27 protein-coding genes are annotated in these 22,305 nt (G+C 41.4%); 3 read left to right on the top strand and 24 right to left on the bottom strand.

Going from position 1 to position 22,305, the window contains the following annotated elements; all coding sequences use genetic code 11:
- Positions 1–92: 92 nt before the first annotated feature.
- The 21 genes from groL to ACWPVF_RS01610 form a co-directional block, all read right to left on the bottom strand.
- Positions 93–1,712 carry a chaperonin GroEL gene (gene groL / locus ACWPVF_RS01710; protein WP_454384317.1) on the bottom strand — a complete coding sequence of 540 codons (1,620 nt, stop codon included), beginning with the start codon at positions 1,710–1,712 and terminating at the stop codon, positions 93–95.
- Positions 1,713–1,727: 15 nt separating this feature from the next.
- Positions 1,728–2,012: a co-chaperone GroES gene (gene groES / locus ACWPVF_RS01705; protein ID WP_045614485.1), complete on the bottom strand. Its 285-nt coding sequence runs from the start codon at positions 2,010–2,012 to the stop codon at positions 1,728–1,730.
- Between the two features lie 156 nt (positions 2,013–2,168).
- Positions 2,169–2,564, bottom strand: coding sequence for a single-stranded DNA-binding protein (locus ACWPVF_RS01700; protein WP_045614487.1), 396 nt, complete (start codon positions 2,562–2,564; stop codon positions 2,169–2,171).
- A gap of 75 nt (positions 2,565–2,639) precedes the next feature.
- Positions 2,640–3,401, bottom strand: a complete 762-nt coding sequence (locus ACWPVF_RS01695) for an SDR family NAD(P)-dependent oxidoreductase (protein WP_454384314.1) — start codon at positions 3,399–3,401, stop codon at positions 2,640–2,642.
- Positions 3,402–3,442: 41 nt separating this feature from the next.
- Positions 3,443–4,069, bottom strand: a complete 627-nt coding sequence (gene ytpR, locus ACWPVF_RS01690) for a YtpR family tRNA-binding protein (protein WP_045614491.1) — start codon at positions 4,067–4,069, stop codon at positions 3,443–3,445.
- A 9-nt stretch (positions 4,070–4,078) separates the two neighbouring features.
- The gene (locus tag ACWPVF_RS01685) at positions 4,079–4,396 is read right to left on the bottom strand and encodes a thioredoxin family protein (protein WP_045614493.1); all 318 of its coding nucleotides are present in this window, start codon (positions 4,394–4,396) and stop codon (positions 4,079–4,081) included.
- Positions 4,393–4,683, bottom strand: a complete 291-nt coding sequence (locus ACWPVF_RS01680) for a DUF4651 domain-containing protein (RefSeq protein WP_414292892.1) — start codon at positions 4,681–4,683, stop codon at positions 4,393–4,395. Before ACWPVF_RS01680 ends, ACWPVF_RS01685 begins: the two co-directional genes overlap by 4 nt.
- 75 nt (positions 4,684–4,758) lie before the next feature.
- Complete coding sequence (locus tag ACWPVF_RS01675) at positions 4,759–5,013, bottom strand: DUF1912 family protein (protein ID WP_000119707.1); 255 nt, start codon at positions 5,011–5,013, stop codon at positions 4,759–4,761.
- A gap of 9 nt (positions 5,014–5,022) precedes the next feature.
- On the bottom strand, positions 5,023–6,357 hold the full coding sequence (locus ACWPVF_RS01670; RefSeq protein WP_454384311.1) for a DUF438 domain-containing protein: 1,335 nt from the start codon (positions 6,355–6,357) through the stop codon (positions 5,023–5,025).
- Positions 6,357–6,590 carry a DUF1858 domain-containing protein gene (locus ACWPVF_RS01665; protein ID WP_000368732.1) on the bottom strand — a complete coding sequence of 78 codons (234 nt, stop codon included), beginning with the start codon at positions 6,588–6,590 and terminating at the stop codon, positions 6,357–6,359. Before ACWPVF_RS01665 ends, ACWPVF_RS01670 begins: the two co-directional genes overlap by 1 nt.
- 101 nt (positions 6,591–6,691) lie before the next feature.
- Complete coding sequence (locus ACWPVF_RS01660; protein ID WP_454384308.1) at positions 6,692–7,471, bottom strand: hypothetical protein; 780 nt, start codon at positions 7,469–7,471, stop codon at positions 6,692–6,694.
- Positions 7,472–7,587: 116 nt separating this feature from the next.
- Positions 7,588–7,938, bottom strand: coding sequence for a 30S ribosome-binding factor RbfA (gene rbfA, locus ACWPVF_RS01655; RefSeq protein ID WP_373113734.1), 351 nt, complete (start codon positions 7,936–7,938; stop codon positions 7,588–7,590).
- A 250-nt stretch (positions 7,939–8,188) separates the two neighbouring features.
- The gene (infB, locus tag ACWPVF_RS01650) at positions 8,189–10,930 is read right to left on the bottom strand and encodes a translation initiation factor IF-2 (RefSeq protein WP_454384306.1); all 2,742 of its coding nucleotides are present in this window, start codon (positions 10,928–10,930) and stop codon (positions 8,189–8,191) included.
- Between the two features lie 16 nt (positions 10,931–10,946).
- A complete protein-coding gene (locus ACWPVF_RS01645; RefSeq protein WP_178895425.1) occupies positions 10,947–11,246 on the bottom strand; it encodes a YlxQ-related RNA-binding protein in 300 nt (99 codons plus the stop codon).
- Positions 11,239–11,532 (bottom strand): RNase P modulator RnpM, encoded by a 294-nt coding sequence (rnpM, locus tag ACWPVF_RS01640; RefSeq protein ID WP_006144965.1) that lies wholly within the window; start codon positions 11,530–11,532, stop codon positions 11,239–11,241. Before rnpM ends, ACWPVF_RS01645 begins: the two co-directional genes overlap by 8 nt.
- Before the next feature lie 21 nt (positions 11,533–11,553).
- Complete coding sequence (gene nusA, locus ACWPVF_RS01635) at positions 11,554–12,690, bottom strand: transcription termination factor NusA (protein ID WP_006144963.1); 1,137 nt, start codon at positions 12,688–12,690, stop codon at positions 11,554–11,556.
- 42 nt (positions 12,691–12,732) lie between these two features.
- Positions 12,733–13,221 (bottom strand): ribosome maturation factor RimP, encoded by a 489-nt coding sequence (rimP, locus tag ACWPVF_RS01630; protein ID WP_454384303.1) that lies wholly within the window; start codon positions 13,219–13,221, stop codon positions 12,733–12,735.
- Between the two features lie 118 nt (positions 13,222–13,339).
- Positions 13,340–13,975, bottom strand: a complete 636-nt coding sequence (trmB, locus tag ACWPVF_RS01625; protein WP_414268405.1) for a tRNA (guanosine(46)-N7)-methyltransferase TrmB — start codon at positions 13,973–13,975, stop codon at positions 13,340–13,342.
- Positions 13,972–14,766, bottom strand: coding sequence for a cell cycle regulator CcrZ (ccrZ, locus tag ACWPVF_RS01620; protein WP_454384301.1), 795 nt, complete (start codon positions 14,764–14,766; stop codon positions 13,972–13,974). The genes trmB and ccrZ overlap by 4 nt, the downstream gene beginning before the upstream one ends.
- Positions 14,767–14,813: 47 nt before the next feature.
- The gene (locus ACWPVF_RS01615) at positions 14,814–15,863 is read right to left on the bottom strand and encodes an ABC transporter permease (protein ID WP_373074986.1); all 1,050 of its coding nucleotides are present in this window, start codon (positions 15,861–15,863) and stop codon (positions 14,814–14,816) included.
- The gene (locus ACWPVF_RS01610; protein WP_454384299.1) at positions 15,860–16,591 is read right to left on the bottom strand and encodes an ABC transporter ATP-binding protein; all 732 of its coding nucleotides are present in this window, start codon (positions 16,589–16,591) and stop codon (positions 15,860–15,862) included. Before ACWPVF_RS01610 ends, ACWPVF_RS01615 begins: the two co-directional genes overlap by 4 nt.
- A 67-nt stretch (positions 16,592–16,658) precedes the next feature.
- Between ACWPVF_RS01610 and ACWPVF_RS01605 the strand changes: the two genes are divergently transcribed.
- From ACWPVF_RS01605 to ACWPVF_RS01595, 3 genes are all read left to right on the top strand, one after another.
- The gene (locus tag ACWPVF_RS01605; RefSeq protein ID WP_454384297.1) at positions 16,659–17,069 is read left to right on the top strand and encodes an HIT family protein; all 411 of its coding nucleotides are present in this window, start codon (positions 16,659–16,661) and stop codon (positions 17,067–17,069) included.
- A 9-nt stretch (positions 17,070–17,078) separates the two neighbouring features.
- The gene (locus tag ACWPVF_RS01600; protein ID WP_004251799.1) at positions 17,079–17,366 is read left to right on the top strand and encodes a hypothetical protein; all 288 of its coding nucleotides are present in this window, start codon (positions 17,079–17,081) and stop codon (positions 17,364–17,366) included.
- Positions 17,367–17,451: 85 nt separating this feature from the next.
- Positions 17,452–18,093 carry a hypothetical protein gene (locus tag ACWPVF_RS01595; RefSeq protein WP_454384295.1) on the top strand — a complete coding sequence of 214 codons (642 nt, stop codon included), beginning with the start codon at positions 17,452–17,454 and terminating at the stop codon, positions 18,091–18,093.
- 76 nt (positions 18,094–18,169) lie between these two features.
- On the opposite strand, the gene dnaJ is transcribed toward ACWPVF_RS01595, so the two are convergent.
- The 3 genes from dnaJ to grpE all read right to left on the bottom strand — a co-directional run bounded on the left by dnaJ (position 18,170) and on the right by grpE (position 22,302).
- Complete coding sequence (dnaJ, locus tag ACWPVF_RS01590) at positions 18,170–19,306, bottom strand: molecular chaperone DnaJ (protein WP_454384293.1); 1,137 nt, start codon at positions 19,304–19,306, stop codon at positions 18,170–18,172.
- A 401-nt stretch (positions 19,307–19,707) separates the two neighbouring features.
- The gene (gene dnaK / locus ACWPVF_RS01585; RefSeq protein WP_454384291.1) at positions 19,708–21,531 is read right to left on the bottom strand and encodes a molecular chaperone DnaK; all 1,824 of its coding nucleotides are present in this window, start codon (positions 21,529–21,531) and stop codon (positions 19,708–19,710) included.
- 255 nt (positions 21,532–21,786) lie between these two features.
- On the bottom strand, positions 21,787–22,302 hold the full coding sequence (grpE, locus tag ACWPVF_RS01580) for a nucleotide exchange factor GrpE (protein WP_454384289.1): 516 nt from the start codon (positions 22,300–22,302) through the stop codon (positions 21,787–21,789).
- Positions 22,303–22,305: the final 3 nt, after the last annotated feature.

The following is a 22,305-nucleotide window of genomic DNA, read 5'->3' as shown; positions in this document are numbered from 1 at the left end:
CAGATAAAAAAAGAGGAAGCTGGGCTCCCTCTTTTTAAGTGATTCAAAAGAAACAGGTAGAAATCAGTTTTCTACCTGTTTTTGTTTATTTCTTAGTAACCACCCATCATTGATGGATCCATAGCTGGAGCTGGTGCTACAGGCTCTGGCTTGTTAGCTACAACAGCTTCTGTCGTTAAGATAAGACTTGCAACTGAAGCTGCGTTTTGAAGAGCTGAACGGCTAACCTTAACAGGATCGATAATACCTGCTTCAATCATGTTAACCCATTCACCTGTCGCAGCGTTGAAGCCTGTACCAGCTTCTGCATTTTTCAAACGATCAATAACAATTGAACCTTCATATCCTGCATTGTAGGCAATTTGGCGAACTGGCTCTTCCAAGGCACGAAGTACAATGCTACGTCCTGTTGCTTCATCTCCTGTCAATTCTAAAGCTTCAACAGCTGGGATGACATTCACTAAGGCAGTACCACCACCTGCAACAATACCTTCTTCTACTGCTGCACGAGTAGCGTTAAGAGCATCTTCGATGCGGAGTTTCATTTCTTTCAATTCAGTTTCAGTTGCAGCACCGACCTTGATAACTGCTACTCCACCTGATAATTTAGCCAAGCGTTCTTGGAGTTTTTCACGGTCGAATTCTGAAGTTGTTGTTTCGATTTGAGACTTAATGACAGCTACACGGTTAGCAATCGCTTCAGGATTTCCTGCACCTTCAACAATGACTGTGCTATCTTTATCAACAGACACTTTAGCTGCTTGACCTAAAGCTTCGATAGTAGCATCTTTCAACTCAAGACCAAGATCTTCAGTAATAACGGTACCACCTGTCAAGATTGCAATGTCTTCCAACATTGCTTTACGACGGTCACCGAAACCAGGAGCCTTAACAGCGACTACATTGAAAGTACCACGAATCTTGTTCAAAACAAGGGTTGGTAGAGCTTCACCATCAACATCATCTGCAATAATCAAGAGCGGGCGACTGCTTTGAAGAATACTTTCTAGAAGTGGCAAGATTTCTTGGATATTTGAAATTTTCTTGTCAGTGATTAAAATGTATGGATTTTCAAGGTCTGCAACCATTTTTTCATTATCAGTAACCATGTATTGTGAAAGATACCCACGGTCAAACTGCATTCCTTCTACGACTTCTAGTTCTGTTTCCATTCCACGTGATTCTTCAATAGTGATAACTCCATCTTTACCAACTTTTTCCATGGCTTCAGAAATGTATTCACCAACTTTTTCAGAACGAGATGAAACGGCAGCGACCTGCGCAATCGCTTCTTTGTTTGCAACAGGAATAGCATTGTTCTTCAAGGCTTCTACAGCTGCAGCAACCGCTGCTTCAATCCCACGACGGATACCGATTGGGTTTGCGCCAGCCGTAACGTTTTTGATCCCTTCACGAACAATAGCTTGGGTCAAAACTGTTGCAGTAGTTGTCCCATCACCAGCGATATCATTGGTTTTAGAAGCCACTTCTGACACCAATTTGGCTCCCATATTTTCAAAATGGTCTTCCAACTCGATTTCTTTAGCGATGGTTACACCGTCATTGGTAATCAATGGTGAACCAAATGATTTCTCAAGAACAACATTACGGCCTTTAGGCCCCAAGGTTACTTTAACTGTATCAGCTAGGATATCAACACCACGTACCATAGCTGAACGAGCATCTGATGAAAATTTAATGTCTTTTGCCATACTTACTTTCTCCTTCTATTCTTCAACGATTGCCAAGATACTAGCTTCACCCACGATGAGGTATTTTTCATCCCCATCTTTAACATCAATACCCGCATGAGCTTCAACTAAAACATGATCTCCAACTTTTACACTTGGAGCGACTAACTCACCGCTCAAGGTACGAACACCTTGTCCAGTAGCCACTACAGTAGCTGTTTTCGTTTCTTCTTGGGCTGATTTTGCGAGGACAAAACCTCCGACTGTTTGTTCTTTCTCTTCAATTTTCAAGACCACACGGTCTCCTAATGGTTTCAACATCTGCTTTCCTCCATAAGATAATCATATTATTAGCACTCTTAACGCGCGAGTGCTAATCTATAGTTCTATTGTATCACTTAGTCAGAAATAGTCAAGAAAAAAAGCTGATTTATAGCATAAAAAAGAGTCTGAGAAAGCTCTCAAACTCTTATAAGATTAGAAGGGAAGTTCCTCCTCTTCCAAAACCAAATCTGCCAAGTCTTGACCAGCATTATTTTCACGCATCGCACGTTGGGCGCGACTTTCCAAAAGTTGGAAGCCTGTGGCGAGAACTTCAGTCACATAGTTGGTCTGACCATTTTTCTCAAACTTACGAGTACGAAGCTCCCCATCGACAGAAATGAGACTGCCTTTAGTCGCGTAGCTAGACAAGGTTTCAGCCAATTTCCCCCAGACCACAAAATTGATGAAGTCCGCTTCACGTTCCCCGTTTTGATCCTTAAAACGACGGTTAATGGCAATCGTCGCACGAGCTACAGACTTGTCATTGTTGGTTTTGTGCAATTCTGGCGTTGCCACAATTCTTCCAATAAGAATAACTTTATTATACATTTTTCATCCTCCTACTTATCTATTCGAAGGAAATCAAAAAAAGTTACAACATTTGTAACTTTTTTAAAAATAATATTAATCTCTGTAAATTGTAAATCCAGTAGCTTGTTGATTGGCCATGATTGTCATATCTGTGATTTGTACACGACGTGGTAGACTGGTCACATAAACTACTGCATCAGCGATATCCTGCGCTTGCAAGGCTTCAAGCCCCTGGTAAACAGTCGCAGCCCGTGCATCATCTCCATGAAAACGAACTTTTGAAAAATCCGTCTCTACAATTCCAGGTTGAATAGTGGTCACCTTGATATCTGTAGCAATGGTATCAATTCTTAAGCCATCCGAAAAAGTTTTGACTGCAGCCTTGGTTGCTGAATAGACTGCTGCACCCGCATAGGCATAAATACCTGCGGTTGAACCCATATTAATGATATGACCTTGATTAGCTGCAACCATGGAAGGTAAAAGGCAACGAGTAACTGCCATCAAACCTTTGACATTGGTATCCAGCATAGTCAGCATATCCAACTCCTCATAGTCCTGATATGAAGCTAAGCCTAAAGCAAGTCCAGCGTTATTAACTAAAACATCAATCGAACCTACTGCTTTAATAATTTCTGAACAAACCGTTTTAACCATTGTCATATCGGTTACATCTAGAGGAAAGGTCCAAATTTTTTGATTCGGATAGTTTTCCACAAACTCAGCTTTTAGAGCTTCAAGCCTTTCTGTTCGACGTCCTGTGAGAACAATATTTTCACCTTTTTCTAGATAGGCACGCGCGATTGCTTCACCAATACCTGATGTTGCACCTGTAATCACTACATTTTTTGCCATCTTACTTTCTCCTATCTAGTTTAATAGATACTCGTTACCAATTAAGCTGTCCAGTGTTTAGCTGGATCGAATGGAGTTCCAACAACTTGGTCTTCTGACAATTCAATAACACCACGCTTTTGTGGAGCATTTGGTAAGGCAAGTTCACGAGGACTACACATCATCCCAAAACTCTTTTCTCCACGAAGTTCCCCTGGAAAAATGAGATTGCCTTTTGGCATCATCGCTCCTGGAAGAGCTACAATGGTTTTCAAGCCGACACGCGCATTAGGAGCACCCGCAACGATTTGTACAGTTTTATCATTTCCAACAGCAACTTGGCAGATATTCAAGTGATCACTATCTGGATGCGCAACCATCTCTACAATTTCTCCAACGACAAATTTTGGTTCCTTGTCATTGATGATTTCTTCAGTAAATCCTTGAGCCTGTAGTTCTTGATTCAAACGAGCTGCTTGATTGTCTGTTAGAAATACTTGGCCACGATTCTCAATCTCAAATAAGCTAGAAACTTCAAAAATATTCCAAGCGACAGTTTCACCAGTTTCTTTGAGAAAAACACGTGCAATATTGCCTTTACGCTCAGCATCTAGCTTGGCGTCACCACTGTTTTTCACGATGACCATAAGGACATCGCCTACATATTCTTTATTGTATGTAAAAATCATTCTTTTCTCCTATTTCAATCCTGCTAAAAAGTCATTAATCTCTTCCTTAGTTTTACGGTTACGATTGACAAAGCGACCAATCTCCTTGTCATTGTCTAAAACAACAAGACTTGGAATCCCGTATACATCCCAAAGTTTAGCAAGTTCCATGTACTCATCACGGTCTACTCGTATAAAAGTAAACTCTGGATTTGCCGCTTCAATCTCTTGCAAGGCGGGATAAATATAACGGCAATCGCCACACCAATCCGCAACAAAAAGGAAGACCTTCTTGCCATCCTGCTCTACTAAATTCGCTAATTCTTCTAAACCGTTAGGAGAAATCATAAGCCCTCCTCCTCGTAGATGAGATCTTCATCTTCATAGACAAAGGTATAGTGACGACCATCTTCAAAAATGACACCACCAACAAGACGTTCTAGGCTACTTTCGTATACTTGGACATAGAGAGTCCCAATCTCACCCATTTCTGAGAAATAGTCACGCACAATAGCAGTTAACTCTTCCTGTGTTTTCATGAGTTTGTGATCATCGGCTACTTTCTTAGCTCCAAAGGCAAGTGCTCCAAGCCCTGCCACGACTAAACCTGTTTTAATAATATTTTTCGTTTTCATGCTAACATTGTAACACAAAAAGGCTCAAGGAACAATGAAAAAGGGAGTTCCACTCCCCTTTCCATTTTCTACAATTTAATAATTTCTCTCACCAAACAAACCTTCTGGTAAATCATGGAATCCCTTGCCTGCCTTGAAGTTTTCAAATTTACCTAGTAAGAACTGGTAGGCGTCCAAGCGACTCTCGTAGCGAATCATGGCATCTTTAGCGCGCTCATCTTGATCTTCTTCATAGACCTTTTGACTTTCCTTGTGTGCCATATCGTTAATCATGATTTGGGTATTAACCCAGGCTTCAAATTCCTTCATAAATTCTTGCTCGTAACTCATTTTTTCTCCTTATTCTAATCCACGGAAAAAGTCTGTATCAATCTCACGGTAGGGTTGGATGTCCTGAACATATTCCAAGACTCCTTGAAATTCCCCATTCTCATCATGTACTGCAGCGTAGGTAACATGGACAAACTTACCTCGTGACTCGGACTTGAACCACATCTCGTACTTGTCTTTTTTCCCCTCACGAAGACCTTGCATAATCGTTTTGACTTTATCCAAATATTTTGGCGGGTGGCAGAGTTCGACATTTCGTCCAACTTGAGACGGTGTCCTCTTGAAAATCATCTCATCTGCTAGCGTATTATCGTTATAATATTGGAAGATATCATCCTTATTAACAAAGGTAATCTCCATCGGCAAATGATTAAGGATAAGATTCGCCTGTTCAACTGATAGATAACCATTGCCAAAAGCCTGCTGGCTATTGCGATCTACTACTGTTTCCTTTTCCTTAGGTGTGAAGGTGATGGTAAGCTGGCCTTCTGGCGTATCAATCACTTGCTGAACTTTTCCATCTACAGTTTCTGGCTGAGTTGGTTCTTCTACACTTTTTTCCTCAACAAAACTTTGACGTTCTGGAATCCATTTCTCAGACGGACGGATAATGGCATATCCATAGGCGTCACTTTCCTCGGCAATCTGAATCCAGTCATCCTGGGTAAAGGATTCGAGCAGAATCATGAGAAGGATTGATTCTTCCTTAAATATCATACTTTCAAACTCTGTCGCAAAAGTTTCAAAAGCTTCCTTTACGGCGGAAATCGGTACTTCTGGGAGCGACTTAGCTGCCACTAAAGCAGTTTGAAAGAGATCCCTAATCTGATCATCCACTCCCCACATAACTTTGGGAGGTGAATCATGGCCATAACGTTCCATGACAGGAAAGAAGAGCTCTTCCTTGCGCTGGTAGTGAATATCAAATTGACCAACAAGCCCCATCTGACGCACCAAACCCTTACGCATCTCCGCCAGCATTTCCTCGTCGTCCACAGATTCATAAGTCGAGAGCAATCTACGGACCCGAATCAAGGCAGCACGGAGAGCTAGATTTTCATCCTTAAAGACACGCACGGGATGACCTGGATGCTCTGTATCTTCAACTTCGATACCCTTAACAGCATTTTTAAAAAGATTGGCATGCACATCACAGAGTTCCATGACATCTTCAAAGGTTACGCCTGAGTCAGAGTTCATCAACTCGTGCTCCATAAGGGAAATCTCAATAGCAGATACACCTGTAAAGGTCGCATCAAAGCGTTCCTGAACGGACTCTGGAGAGGCTCCATTATGCAATTCTAATAAAATATCCCGCAGGATATGAATACGTTCATCTGTCATTAGTCTAACCCGATCACTTCGTAACCATTTGCTTCAAGTGTACGCACAATCTTATCCATAGGAGTCCCTTCAAGCTTTGAGCCTTGTTTAAGCGATACTTTACGCCCAACCGTATTTCGCATCAAGGGATTTGCAAGAGGTTTAAAACCAAGCTCAACTAAAATATCTAAAACTTCTGGATGTTTATCCACCACTTCCGCAACGGGAATAGATACGTCAATAATATTATCCATCACAACCTCCATTTAATTCTCACACTGGACTTTCTCTTTTTATTATACCACAAGGACTAGGATAAAAAAACTAGCAGTACAAGCCTACTAGTTTCTTCCGATTACTCTGCTTCTATGATTTCTGCTTCTTTTCGAATAGTTTCTATATCTTCCTGATATTGTACTTCATCATAATTAACCAATTTGGACAATTCTTTTTGCAAGCTTTCTCCCATCGGCTTCATAGTCGCAAACGTTAAACCTCCCGAGATGACACCTCCTAAAATCGGAATGAATTTCCCCATTCCTTTGGCTAAGCCACCTTTTGTCAGATTTACTCCGAAAATTTTTAACACTTTCTTCAAAATGGGATACCAAAGTGTCTTTGTCAAGGCTTTCTGGGGAACAGTTTTCATCACTTGCTTAGCAATTGCAACGCCTCCAGCTCGAAGTAAAGCAGCAGTGCCATTCACTCCTAGCATCACACCGAGATAAAGCAACAGTGTATTTTGAGCATCTTCACTCAACTCATCACGAGAAGCCCAAAGATCATCGTATCCATAGATATAACCTAATTCTTGAGCTAGTTTCAAAGAAAAAGCATAAAACTGAGCTACATCTGCTGGTATAGTAAGCGCCATAGCAAGGCCACCAGGCAAACCAGCCAAAACAGAGGTCCCGCTTGCTAACAAAACATTATCTCTAATACAAGCATTTGCTACTCGATCTAAAATTTCCTGAGACAACAAGGCCGTTGGTCCCTGCTCTAATAATATTGGGACATCCCTTGGATCCAATTCATTAGAAAATTTATCCACTAAAAATTTTGATCGATCAACTTTAACAACTGGCAGTTTCACGACTTGTTGCAATACTTGCATAGCAATATCTTGTTCAGCCATTTCTATCTCCCTTAAATTTTATATTATACAATATCATACCACATATTTAAAAAAATATAAAGCGTTTTCACGTGCTGCCTTATTTTTTATACAAAAAAGAGGGTTCCCCCTCTTTCTTATTTCTTATCCAGATTGCGTAACATTTCGTCAATCTTGTTTCCATACTCGATGGATTCGTCTTTAACGAAAGTTAAGTCTGGAATTTTATACAATTTCAAATTGCGACCGAGTTCTCGTTTGATAGTCCCAGTTGCTTTTTCAAGCCCAATTTGAGCTTTTTGATTATCTGAGGCAAGGTTACTCAAAATAGTGTAGTAGACCTTGGCAACAGACAAGTCGCCTAGCATCTGAACATCTGTGATGGTCACACCTTGGACACGAGGATCACGGACTTTCTTTTGCAAAATCTCATTGACTTCACGTTTGATTTCCATGCCCACACGATCCGTACGGAAATGATTTCCCATGCTATTCCTTCCTCTCTATTGAACCAAAAGCTAGGCCAGCAGACCTAGCTATTTTTAAACTTATTGATTTTCAGTTCAAATTGAAACGAAGTTCAGTTTGAACTCATCCGCTTCTTTCGTTATGGTGAAAGTGATGGAACTGATTTATCAGTCTCATCACAGGGGATTTTTGAGACTCTAGGCTCAAAAATAAGCAATAAAACCATCGGTTTGCTTGCGTCCCTCACCACCTAAGAAAGGAGCAAAAAACTTATCTCTTGATTTCTTCCATGACATAGGCCTCAATCACATCATCCATCTTGATATCATTGTAGCCATCAATCATGAGACCACCTTCACGGCCGTTTGTAACTTCTTTGACGTCATCTTTATAGTGTTTCAAGCTTGCAAGTTCACCATCGTAAATAACGACACCATCACGAATAACACGGACTTTAGAGTCACGGGTAATTTTACCACTAGTAACCATAAATCCACCGATCGTTCCGACTTTAGATACTTTGAAGGTTTCACGGATGATTGCTTCACCGATAACTTTTTCTTCAAATTCTGGATCAAGCATCCCTTTCATAGCTTCTTCCATCTCTTCGATAACCTTGTAGATAATGCTGTGGAGACGGATTTCTACATCGTCTGCTTCTGCTTGTTGACGAGCTTGTGGTGTAGGACGTACATTGAAACCAATGATAAAGGCATTTGAAGCTTCGGCAAGAGTCACGTCAGATTCGTTGATAGCACCAACTGCTGAGTGGACGATGGTAACTTTTACACCTTCCACATCAATCTTTTGAAGGGATGCAGCAAGAGCTTCAACAGAACCTTGTACGTCAGCTTTGATGATGACGTTAACAGATTTAAGTTCACCAGCTTTAAGAGTGTCAAAGAGGTTTTCTAGGCTGACACGTTGTGTAGCTTGACGTTGCTTCATAAGAGCACGTTTAGCACGTTCTTCACCAGCTGCACGAGCAGATTTTTCATCTTCGTATACAGCAAAGTGATCACCCGCCATAGGTGCTTCATTCAAACCTGTAATAGATACTGGTGTTGATGGTCCTGCAACCTTCACACGACGTCCAAGGTCATTGGTCATGGCACGGACACGTCCGAAAGTATTACCAACAACGATTGGGTCTTGGACATTCAAAGTACCTTGTTGAACAAGGAGGGTTGCAACCGCACCTTTTCCTTTATCCAAACGGGCTTCGATAACGGTACCGATGGCACGAACGGTTGGGTCTGCTTTGAGTTCTTGGATTTCAGCCACAAGAAGAACAGTTTCCAAGAGTTCATCGATATTTTGGTTGAATTTAGCTGAGATTTCTACAAACTCAGAATCTCCACCCCAAGCTGTTGACATAACACCGTGTTCAGCCAATTCACCGATAACGCGCTCTGGGTTTGCACCTGGTTTATCAATCTTGTTAATGGCAACGATGATTGGAACATTAGCTGCTTTTGAGTGGTTGATAGCTTCGATAGTTTGAGGCATAACCCCGTCATCTGCCGCTACGACCAAGATGGTAATATCAGTAACAGAGGCACCACGTGCACGCATAGAAGTAAAGGCCGCGTGTCCTGGTGTGTCGAGGAAGGTAATCTTCTTACCATTTTCTTCGATCTGATAGGCACCGATATGCTGAGTGATACCACCTGCTTCTCCTGTAGCAACACGAGAATTACGAAGGGTATCCAAAAGGGTTGTTTTACCATGGTCAACGTGTCCCATGATGGTTACAACCGGTGGACGCTCAACCAACTCATCTTCATTGAGGTATCCATCTTCTACGAAGAAGCGTTCGATATCCGCATTATCCACTTCAACCTTTTGTTTAGCTTCAATTCCGTAATCAACCATAAGGAGTTCAATTGTTTCACCATCCAGAGATTGGTTTTGAGTGGCCATTACGCCCATCATAAATAGTTTCTTAACAATCTCAGCTGGTTCACGTTTGATACGTTTTGCGATTTCCGCAACAGTCATACCATCTGTATATTCAAATTCTGTTGGCAACTCATGGAATTTACGCTCTGTAACAGGTTTTGGAGCCTGGTTACGGTTGTTTTGCTTGTTGCCTTTTTTATTTTTCTTATTGTTATTCCAGTTACTATTTCTTTGATTTCTCACTTGATTCTGACTACTTCGATTCTTTTGTTGTTTTCTAGGACCATCTTCTTCACGATCGTAATCATCACGATCTTTGTCTGGTCGGGCTTGTTTTTTACGACGTGTATCCACTACAGGCTCTTTGACTACAGGAGCTACTTCAACCACTTGCTGAGTTTGTTCAGCTAGCTTAGCAGCTTCTTCAAAGATTTCCTCTGGTTCTTTGCGTTTATTAGCTTGAGCCAAAGCTTCTTTAGCTGCTTGTGACTGTTTGAAGCGTTCCTCGCTTGAGCGTGCGTATTCGGCATTTTGCTCTGCTTTCAGGGCTGCTGCACGAGCCTTGAAATCAATACGTGGACCAGCTTGGTTCGGACGATTTTCCGCTTGTTGGCGACGATCATTGCCACGGTTTTGCTGACCTTGTTGTTTTTTACCTTGATCATTAAAACGACGGTTGTCGCGGTTTCCTTGACCTGGTTTTCCACCATTACGGTTCTCATTTTTTTGACGGTTCCCGTTTTGTTGTTGGTCGCGATTGTTGCCCTTGTTTTGCTTGCGTCGCTCTGCTTGCTCTTTTGCACGAGCTTCACGCTCTGCCTTGAAATTTCGGCTTTGTGGTCTAGCAGCTACTACTTTTTCTTCCTTAGGAGCTGCTGGCGTTTCAGATTTCTTTTCTAACTTCGCTTCACTTGCTTTTGGTGCTACAGGTTTTGCTTCTGCTTTAGGAGCAGCAGGCTTAAAGCTAGCAACGATTTTTTCAGCAGCATCAGCTTCAACGCTTGACGAGTGGCTCTTCACCTCCAAGCCCAACTCTTTTGCACGCGCTACAACTTCTTTACTTTCTTTTCCAAGTTCTTTTGCGATTTCGTACAATCTTTTCTTAGACAAATTATGTCCTCCTCTTCTATTCCATAAGAGACCTCATTTTCTTTGTAAATCCAGCATCTGTCACAGCTAAAACCTTTCTTGATTTTCCAACTGCTATGCTTAATTCCAGTGTTGAAAACACGGTTACAACTTCTACTTGATAATAGTGACTTTTATCTTGAATCTTCTTGGTCAGGTTGGGAGCAGCATCATGCGCTAGAAATACCAGCTTAGCTTTCTGTTCCTGAATGGCTTTGACAACCATTTCTTCACCCGAGATAATTTTCCCTGCTCGTTGAGCAAGTCCCAAAAGATTACTTACTTTTTGCTTATTCAAGTCCTAACTCTCTTCTTTTTACTTTGTGATCAACATAGGCGATCAACTCGTCATAAAAGCTTTCTTCAACTTCCATGTTAAAGCTACGGTTAAAGACTTTTTTCTTTTTAGCCTCTAGGGCTTCTGCATTGTCTAGCTTGATATAAGCGCCACGGCCATTAGCCTTGCCTGTCGGGTCGATAAAGACCTCCCCTTCTTTGTTCTTGACAATACGGAGTAAATCTCGCTTATCAATTACTTCGTTGGAAACAACAGACTTGCGCAAAGGGATTTTTCTTGTTTTCATCTTTCCCTCCTCTTGCGGCTTTTATTCTTCTGTCAATTCGTCTGTGTCAGCGAAATCAACCTGACCTGCTTCTTCCATAGCTTCAAATTCACTTGCAGACTTGATATCGATACGGTATCCAGTCAAGTGAGCTGCCAAGCGAACGTTCTGTCCACGACGACCGATTGCAAGAGAAAGTTTATTATCTGGTACAACAACCAAGGCACGCTTGCTGTCGTTTTCATCAAAGATAACTTGGTCAACTTCTGCAGGAGCAATGGCATTGTAGATAAACTCAGCTGGATCCGCCACCCATTCGATAACGTCGATGTTTTCTTCTACAGGTACCATGCGGTCGCTCTTAGCATCGTAGCGAGCTGGGTGGAATTTGCTAGTGATTTTCTTGATGTTTGCACCACCGCGTCCTACAATTGTTCCGATAGCATCCACGTTTGGATTGTGACTACGAACTGCAACCTTGGTACGGTCACCCGCTTCACGAGCTACGCTCATAATTTCAACGGTTCCATCGTATACTTCTGGAATTTCTTGTTCCATCAAACGTTTGATCATTTCTGGATGACTACGGCTAACAAAGACGTTAACTCCACGAGGGTTGTCTTCAACTTTGTAAACATAGACTTCGATACGATCATGAGAAGCAAAAACTTCTCCAGGAATTTGGTCTTGTTTTGACAATTGGGCTTCGATGCTACCAAGGTTGACATAGATGAAACGGTTGTCAAAGCGTTCTACTGTACCTGACATGATTTCTTGTTCATGTTCTTTGTATGTATTGTAGGTAATGGCACGTGTTTGCTTGCGCATTTTTTCCATAATGGTTTGTTTCGCAGACTGAGCCGCTACACGACCAAACTCTCCTGGTGCTTCTTCAAATTTGATTTTGTCACCAAGCTCATAGGCTGAATTAATGGCAAGAGCATCTTTCAAACTGATTTCCAAACGGCTATCAAATACTTCATCAACAACTTCGCGGACAGTGTAGACTGTAAAGTCACCTGTTTTTTCGTTGAAGTCAATAGCTACGCTGTCTGATTGACCATAGCGTCTACGATAAGCAGAACGAAGTGATTCTACTACTGCGTCGATGATATCTTCTTTCTTGATTCCCTTGTCTTCTTCCAAAATGCGGAAGGCCTCTAGCATTTCTTTACTCATGTTCTTTTTACTTTTGAATTTTCAAAAGCTATCCTTTCTTTTCTATAATTTTACTGCTAAACGTGCTTTTGATACCAAGTTATATGGAATTTGGACTGTTTTCTTGCGCGTTTTATCCATATATTCCATTGTCAACTCATCCTCTTCAAAGGCCAGCAAGGTTCCCTCAAAGACTTTCTGCTTGTCGATGGCCTTATAAAGACCAACGTGAATGTATTTCCCAACTGCTCCAGCTACAGCTTCCTTGGTTTTCAAAGGACGCTCCAAACCAGGACTCGTCACTTCTAGGAAATACTGTTCTGGAAATGGGTCTGGCTGAAGTTGATCCAAGAGTGGACTAATCACTTCTGTCAAATCTGCCGTATCGTTCAAAGTAATACCACCGACTTTATCAACAAAGATACTTAGAACATAATCTCCTACAACTTTTTCATATTCAACATCCACTAATTCAAAGGGTTCTTGAATGGCTGGTTGAAGAAGTTCCGTTACTAATTCTACAATCGTTGCGATAGGACAACACCTCCTCATAAGCAAGAGGCGAAGATATCTCCCCGCCTCTCTTTCTTATATTCTTGCTATTAGTATAGCACTTTTATGTACTAATGTAAAGCATAAGCACCCAAATAGCTTGGATTCAAGCTTTTTCTTAAAATTCTGCTTCAACTCGATAGATGACTTGACCTTTGCTTGAGAACTTTTGTTCATACTCAGTCATGACATTTCCTTCAAAGTCGCTGGCATGTAAATCTAACCAAACGCCCTTGAGTTTCATGCCATATTGTGAAAAGCTCACTAAGCTATATTCAAACAAGCCACGATTATCTGTCTTGAAATGAATTTCACCGTGTTCAGGTAAGATTCGTTTGAAAGTATCCAAGAAGCTCTTATAAGTCAAACGACGCTTCTCATGGCGTTTTTTAGGCCATGGATCCGAGAAATTCAAATACAAGCGATCAATTTCACCATCTTCAAAATAATTGGTCAATTCTGAACCATCAACCCATAGAAGTTTGATGTTGGGAACTCCAACTTCTAAGACCTTGTCTAAAGCATAGCTTAATACAGACTTCTGAATATCAATCCCGATATAGTTGATGCCAGGATTTTGTTTGGCCATTCCTGTTACGAAAGCACCTTTGCCACTACCAACCTCTACATGGATTGGATTGTCATTGCCAAACAAATCTCGCCACTTTCCTTTAGCTTCTGCGGGGTTTAAGACAACATACTGCGGATTAGCCTCTAACAGTTCTGTTGCCCCTTTACGATTTCTAACTCTCATTTTTTCTTTCCATACTTTTCTCGGAAGCTACGCAAAGCATAGATTTCCCGATTTACATTATCCAAATCTTGATTTTCATAGTATTTGGTAATGAGACTCAAAAATGACAGTTGAGCATACCAATATAACTTATTCAAGACAGTTTGATTATACTTATAGCCATAATTAGCTAGCCATTCTTGCCATTGAAACTCTGGAATATAGTGACAGAGCAGATAGGCCACATCAAACATACGATCAGTTAAGCGAACAGAATCCCAATCTACTAAATAAATCAAGCCACTCTCTGTCTCAAACCAGTTGCTATGACGGACATCCCCATGGACTATGGTTGCATAGTCTTCCCTAAAACCAGGAAGATTCTCACGCAAATCACCTAAAACCATACGTAGATACTGGTTGTTTTTTAAAGCATCCGGAGCCTTGTTTACCCATGACTGAAGTAAATCCGAAGGTGTTTCCATTGCATATCCCAATCGTGTCAACTGGGTCATTAAGGGACGTGAACAGTGTAAACGTGTCAAAATATCGATAATTTGTTTACGGTTCATATCGCTTGGCGTCAAAATTTTTCCTGTCAACCATTCCTGAGCGGACATATCACGGCCGTCTGGTAAACGACGACTCCAGAGCAATTGTGGTGCAATTTGCTCTCTAGCTAAACCAGGCAGGATTGGAGAAGTATTCATTTTTATAAAAACACGTTTTCCATCAGGATAACTTCCCATATAAGCTTTTCCGCTCTTCCCAGATATCGGGGTTAGCGTTAGCTCAATATCACCCAAGTCCATTTCTTTCCTCCGAATAAAGTTTCCTTATTATTCTACTAATTTTTATGCTATTCGTCAACCAATCTTCTCAGTTGATACGGCAAATAAAGAAATTGCAAGACAAGACTTGCTCCCACAAGTGCTAGAACAAGAATTTTGTCCTTAAAAACAAGCAATCCTATGAGACTTTCCAAGATTAATACAAAAAACCCAATCGCTCTCAAAATTTCCTTCAAGCCTTTCTCTTTTTGCCCCGTACCTACTGGGAATAATTGCGTCAAATATTGATAGTCAAAGGCATGATAGAGGGCTAGAAGCTGGAATAACAAAAGATAATTGAATAAAATTACAATTGCGACTGCAATCCAAGATTGCTCAATGAAGATGAGAGCGGTCAAAGATAGGATTATGAGTCGCAGACTAAGGGCGAATAAATCTCCATTTCTAAGATAGGAGCGGAGATAAAGATTCTGCCAGATTTTTCCTGGCACTTTCTGAACTCCCTTGAGGATAAAGTCCAGATAAGCTCGACGCTTAACACTATTTGAAATTCCCTTGACCTGGGTAAAGAGAGCAAAAAATCGAAGCAAGAACTGCTTACGTTTGCTTTCCTGGGCAATGACATAATCCCAGTCAAGTCCATTTCCAAGGAAAAAGTTGCTAGACTTTTGGCGAAAAATCACATATTTTACTATCCCCAAGACAAGGAGATAGACTCCAAAAATCGGCAACCCAAGACCCATGGCTAAGAATAAAGGCGCAAACAGGAGCAAAAAGAGAGTCTGTACACTGACCCAAAAGATGAAAGAAATCAGACTTTGCTTCTGGATGTGTTCTCTCACTTCTTCTTCAGCAACTAAAAGAAATAGTTTGTCAGGCGCTTCAAGATAGGTCGCAATACCACCCCAAAGCAAAAGTAAAATAGATATCATCCCAATCAAAATTAGGATTGGGAAATGATTCTCAGGAAAGTGTTGGAGCAACTGGTTGTACTGGTAGGCCAAAAATCCTAACAACACCAACAAAAATAAGACAAAATGATCATTGAGCACATAACGGAGATAGCCCAAGCATTCCTTGCGAAATTCCTGCTTTCGTTTTAAAAACAAGTCCTTCATAGCTCCTCCTCTTTGGTCAGAGCCAAATAGATATCATTGAGGCTTGCTTCTGGCATATCAAAGGCTTCTCGGAGTTGTTGGAGATTTCCTTTGGCTCTTACTTGACCTTTGTGAAGAATGACAAAAGAGTCACACATCTTTTCAGCAGAATCAAGAACGTGGGTACTCATAAGGATAGACTTTCCTTTTTTCTTTTCCGCTTCTAGAAGTTGAATCAAATCTGAAATCGCCAAAGGATCAAGACCAAGGAAAGGTTCGTCTACGATAAAGAGACTAGGATCCACGACAAAGGCACAGATAATCATAACCTTTTGCTTCATCCCTTTGGAAAAATGAACCGGGAACCAATCCAATTTTTGATCCAAACGGAACATTTTTAAAAGCGGCTCTACACGTTCAAAAGCTAGATTTTGCTCGATACCATAGGCCATAGCAACTGTCTCAATATGCTCTCTGAGAGTCAATTCTTCATACAAGCTAGGAGTTTCAGGGATATAACCAATTTTCTTGCGATAGCTCGTAGCATCCTCTCCTAGAGTCAATCCGTCAATCTTAATCTCACCACTATATGGCGTCAAAAGACCAATAATCTCATTGATAGTCGTTGATTTCCCCGCACCATTCAAACCAATCAAACCAACTAACTGTCCGCTCTTAACTGTAAAGGACACATCTTTCAAGACAGGGACATGAACATAGCCTCCTGTCAGATTTTTAATTTCTAACATATTTTCTCCGAATCTGGTATAATGTAGCTATATTATATCAAAATTCAATACACTAGAGGTGGTTTTTATGTCAGATTGTATTTTTTGTAAGATTATCGCAGGAGAAATCCCTGCAGCCAAGGTTTATGAAGATGAGCAAGTCCTTGCCTTTCTTGATATTTCTCAAGTAACACCTGGTCATACCTTGGTCGTACCTAAAGAACACTATCGCAACCTTTTAGAAATGGATGCGACGAGCGCTAGCCAACTCTTTGCTAAGGTTCCATTGGTAGCACAAAAAGTCATGACTGCTACTAAAGCCAAGGGTATGAATATCATTGCCAACTGCGAAGAGGTAGCTGGACAAACCGTTTTCCATACCCATGTCCATCTCGTTCCTCGTTATGGTGCCGAGGATGACCTAAAAATTGACTTTGTTGCCCATGAACCTGACTTTGACAAACTTGCCCAAGTCGCTGAAATGATCAAAAACGCTTAAGGAGTTCCTATGAAACTATCAAATTTGCTACTTTTTGCTGGATCAGCAGTCGGCTCTTACCTCCTCGTTAAGAATCGTGAAGTTATCACCGAAGAAGTTTTAGATACAACTGATCGCGTTGAAGCAATCAAAGGTGATTTAGATGTTATCCAAAATAGCTTACAAATTATCAATCAACAAAAAGAAGTCATCAAGGAGTATCAAGAAGACCTAACCTATAAATTTAAAGTCTTAGAAAAAGACCTCCAAGCAAGACTTGCTGTGATAAAAGAACTACGAGAAACTGAAGAAAACTAAAGAAAGGAAAGCATCCAACTTTCCTCATATCCCCTTAAATCCATCTTGGATTACCAGCTCCTAATAGAAAAGGGAGGGACTAAACATGAAACAGTTTTTAAAAGTCATCTTGATTATTTCTGGTTGCTTCTGTCTTTTTGTAACCCTAGCTTTTCTACTTGTGGCCAATCTTTTCAAGGCCTCATCAAGTGACATTCGAGAAGGAAATGAAACCTTAAAACAAATCTTTATCTCCCTTGACCTGCCTCCTGAGAAAGTTGAATCAAACGGACACTATCAATACGAGGGGGGAGGCTTGGATTTTTATGTGACTTTTTCAGATGAGGTTATCAATAGCCACCCAGTCCTAAAAGAAAGTCCAAACCTCACTAAAAACCAACTCAAAGTCTATGTCCTACAGACAGGAGATATTTCTTACTATAAAGTAGGGGATAACTTGTTTAATCATGGTTTAATACAATTTTTAGAGGAGGAAGGCGAGAAGTATTTCCGAGAAAACGGAAAGAAATCACATTCTTCTTACACAATTCTAACTTTGAATGATTCGGAAAGCATGAAAAAGGGAATCGCATTCTACGAAAAGGCGTTGACCTTGGTAGATATCCAGGATAATTCGGCGATTAAGCACATTGATACCGTAACTGTGAAACCCGGCAAAGAAGCGGAACTCAAGCAACTGATCCAGGAAATGGATAAAGCCGGCTTGCTCATTCAAAAGTATAAATAGTAGACTAACTGGAAAATAATTTTCCGAAGCTAAATTTTTCAAGACAACACAAAAAGAGCCAATCGGCTCTTTTGTTTTATTCACCCTCAAAGGCATCTTTTATATGGTCAAAGAAGCCTTTTTTCTTTGGATTGACTTTCAAATCACCTGCAGCTGCGAATTCTTTCAAGGCTGCTTTTTGGCGATCGTTCAATCCTGTTGGAGTCACGACATTAACAGTCACGTATTGGTCACCAACAGCACCACCACGAAGACTTGGAGCTCCCTTACCACGTAGACGGAATCGTTTACCGGTTTGAGTTCCCTCTGGAATCACCAATTCAACATCACCGTGAACGGTTGGGATATCGACAGTATCACCAAGAGTTGCTTGGACGATATTAAGGTTTAACTTGTAGAAAATAGTTGTTCCTTCACGCTCAAATTTATCGCTTGCTTCTACAGAAACTACTACATACAAATCTCCATAAGGACCACCGTTAAAGCCTGCCTCCCCTTGACCAGCTAGACGAATTTGTTGACCAGTTTCGACACCTGCTGGAATTTTCACATGGACACTGTGGGCTTGTTTTTCATGACCTGTTCCATGACATGTTGTACATGGATCTTTGATTTCTTTTCCGCGACCATGACAGACATCACAGGTTACTTGGCGACGCATCATACCAAGCGGTGTTTGAGTATCGACGTTGATAACACCAGAACCATGACAACGTCCACAAGTAACCGGACTTGTTCCAGGCTTAGCACCAGACCCATTACAAGTACGACAGCTTGATTCACGATTGTATTTGACTTCTTTTTCAGTACCAAAGATGGCTTCTTCAAAAGTCAAATTGACACGATACTGGAGGTCATCACCTTGACGAGGAGCGTTTGGATTGCGAGAAGAACCGCCTCCGCCGAAAAAACTTGAGAAGATATCTTCAAATCCACCAAAACCGCCTGCACCATCGAAGCCACCGAAACCGCCTGCACCACCGAAGCCACCGTTGGCTCCAGCCGCACCATATTGGTCATAAGCTGCACGCTTTTGTTCGTCACTCAAAGTCTCATAGGCTTCTTGAACTTCCTTGTACTTTTCCTCAGCACCAGGCTCTTTATTGATATCTGGGTGATATTTTTTAGATAATTTCCGATAGGCTTTCTTGATCTCATCTTGAGATGCATTATTTGAAACGCCCAAACGGTCATAAAATTCAGTATTGTTCATACAAGATACTAAGAGCGAACAGAAAGCGACTGAAATTTAGGAAACCGACAAGAAATCCTGATTTCTTAGGCGGTTTATCTAATTTCCAAGCTTTCCGCTCGAGTTCAATTTCTCGAAAGCTCTTTGTTCCTTTCTATTGATATTGTGAATCAAACCACGATTTAGGTCGGGTTCAATTCCTTTCTTTTATATTCCCAAATAAATGAGATTCAGTCCCCTTTTACCGAAAAACAGAGGCTGGGTTGCAACCTCTGGATTTCTTCCTATCATTTGCCAGTTAGGCGTTTAGGCAAGGCGCCATAGCGATTGCCGTAGACTGGCAATCATTAGAGTGAACAGTCATTATTAACGCCTCGCTCCCCGATTTTCAAGCTCGGGATAAAATAGTCCACTGGACTATTTTATTTTTCTGTAAACTCTCCGTCTACGACGTCATCGCCTGCGTTTCCTGTTGCTTGTGCACCTTCTGCTCCTGCTTGAGCTTGTTGCGTTGCTGCGGCTTGTTCGTAGAGTTTCACAGCAAGTCCTTGAGCTTTTTCGTTCAATGCTTCGAGTTTTGCTTTCATTTCGTCCAAGTTGTTGTCTTCTTGGGCTTTCTTAAGCTCATCAAGGGCAGCTTGGGCAGCATCACGTTCTGCATCGAAGCCTTTGCCTTCAGTTTCCTTGATGGTCTTTTCAGTCGCAAAGATAGCTTGGTCTACTTCGTTACGAAGGTCAACTTCTTCTTTACGTTTCTTATCGGCTTCAGCGTTAGCTTCTGCATCTTTCATCATGCGGTCGATTTCTTCGTCTGTCAAACCTGAGTTGGATTGAATGACAATGGTTTGTTCTTTTTGAGTTCCAAGGTCTTTGGCCTTAACAGATACGATACCATTCTTGTCGATGTCAAATGTTACTTCGATTTGAGGAATTCCACGAGGTGCAGCTGGAATATCTGTCAATTGGAAGCGTCCAAGAGTCTTGTTATCCGCTGCCATTGGGCGTTCACCTTGAAGAACGTGGATATCAACGGCTGGTTGGTTGTCTGCTGCAGTTGAGAAGACTTGTGATTTAGATGTTGGAATTGTAGTGTTACGGTCGATGAGTTTTGTGAAGACCCCACCCATTGTTTCGATACCAAGTGACAATGGTGTTACATCAAGAAGGACAACGTCTTTGACATCACCAGTGATGACACCACCTTGGATGGCAGCACCCATAGCAACTACTTCATCAGGGTTTACTGATTTGTTTGGTTCTTTACCAGTTTCAGCTTTAACAGCTTCAACAACGGCAGGGATACGAGTTGAACCACCAACAAGAATAACTTCGTCGATTTCTGACAAGCTCAAACCTGCATCTGAAAGGGCTTGACGAACTGGAACTTTTGTACGTTCAACAAGGTCACGAGTCAAATCGTCAAATTTGGCACGACTCAAAGTCATTTCCAAGTGGAGAGGTCCAGCCTCACCAGCAGTGATAAACGGCAAGCTGATTTGAGTTGAAGTCACACCAGAAAGGTCTTTTTTAGCTTTTTCTGCCGCATCTTTCAAACGTTGAAGAGCCATCTTGTCATTTGACAAGTCGATACCATTTTCTTTCTTGAATTCTGCTACTAAGTAGTCGATGATTTTTTGGTCAAAGTCGTCACCACCGAGTTTGTTATCCCCTGCAGTTGCCAATACATCAAAGACACCATCACCGAGTTCAAGGATAGATACGTCGAATGTACCACCACCAAGGTCGAATACCAAGATTTTTTCTTCTTTGTCAGTCTTGTCCAAACCGTAAGCAAGAGCTGCTGCAGTTGGTTCGTTGACGATACGTTCCACTTCAAGACCAGCGATTTTACCAGCGTCTTTAGTTGCTTGACGTTGAGCATCGTTGAAGTAAGCTGGAACTGTGATAACAGCCTTGGTTACTTTTTCACCAAGGTATTCTTCAGCGTAACCTTTCAAGTATTGAAGAATCATAGCTGAGATTTCTTGTGGTGTGTATTCTTTACCGTTTGCAGAAACTTTTTCAGAAGTACCCATCTTAGATTTGATAGAGATAACTGTATCTGGGTTTGTGACTGCTTGGCGCTTCGCAGCGTCACCAACGATGATTTCACCGTTTTTGAATGACACAACAGATGGAGTTGTGCGGTTTCCTTCTGGGTTTGCGATGATTTTTGATTCAGTTCCTTCAAGAACTGCAACTGCTGAGTTTGTTGTACCTAAGTCAATACCGATAATTTTAGACATATGTTTTTCTCCTTGTTGATTTTTTCTTCCTTTTTTGATATTTCCCTTAAGTGGTGGGGACGTGAGCAACTCCCTTCGGGATTTCATCACTTATTTTTGAGCCTATTGTCTCAAAAATCCCCCTGTTTCAGTAGCATGAGCTACTGAAACTTTCACTACAGCGGGAAATATCTTCCTTGCAAGCCTCCGGCTTGCTTTTTATCATTCTTTCATAGTTTATTGTCGTTTCGGACAAGGTTTTTCAAGTTTTCTAGCCTAATTGTAGACAACTACCATAGCCGGTCTTAGGATGCGGTCATGGAGTTTGTAGCCTTTTTGGAAGACTTGTGCGATGGTGTCTGCTGGATGTTCGTCATCTGCTGGAACTGTTTGAATAGCCATGTGGTAGTTATGGTCAAATTCCCCGTCCGCTGCGATTTCCTCGATTCCTTCTTCTTTCAGAGCATGTACCAAACTTTCTTGGACCATTTCTAAGCCCTTCTTCACATCATCTGTCAATCCTTCGACGGCAAGGGCACGTTCGAGGTTGTCCAGTGATGGTAAGATCGCTTTTGCTAAATCTTGGCTGCGATAGCGTTGCAAGAGTTGACGCTCTTCATTGGCACGGCGCTGAATGTTTTGCATTTCTGCATGAGCACGAAGATATTTGTTTTCAAATTCCTCGGCCCGTTCATTAGCCAAATCCAATTCCGACTTCTCAGGAGTTGTTTCTTCTACTGATTCAACAACTTCCTCTTCTTTTACTTCTTCATTTTTTATATCTTGGGCCATTTT

The organism is Streptococcus sp. Marseille-Q7087 (genome assembly GCF_965111935.1).
The sequence above is the reverse complement of the archived record's forward strand: the minus strand, read 5'-3'. Positions and strand labels throughout refer to the sequence as shown.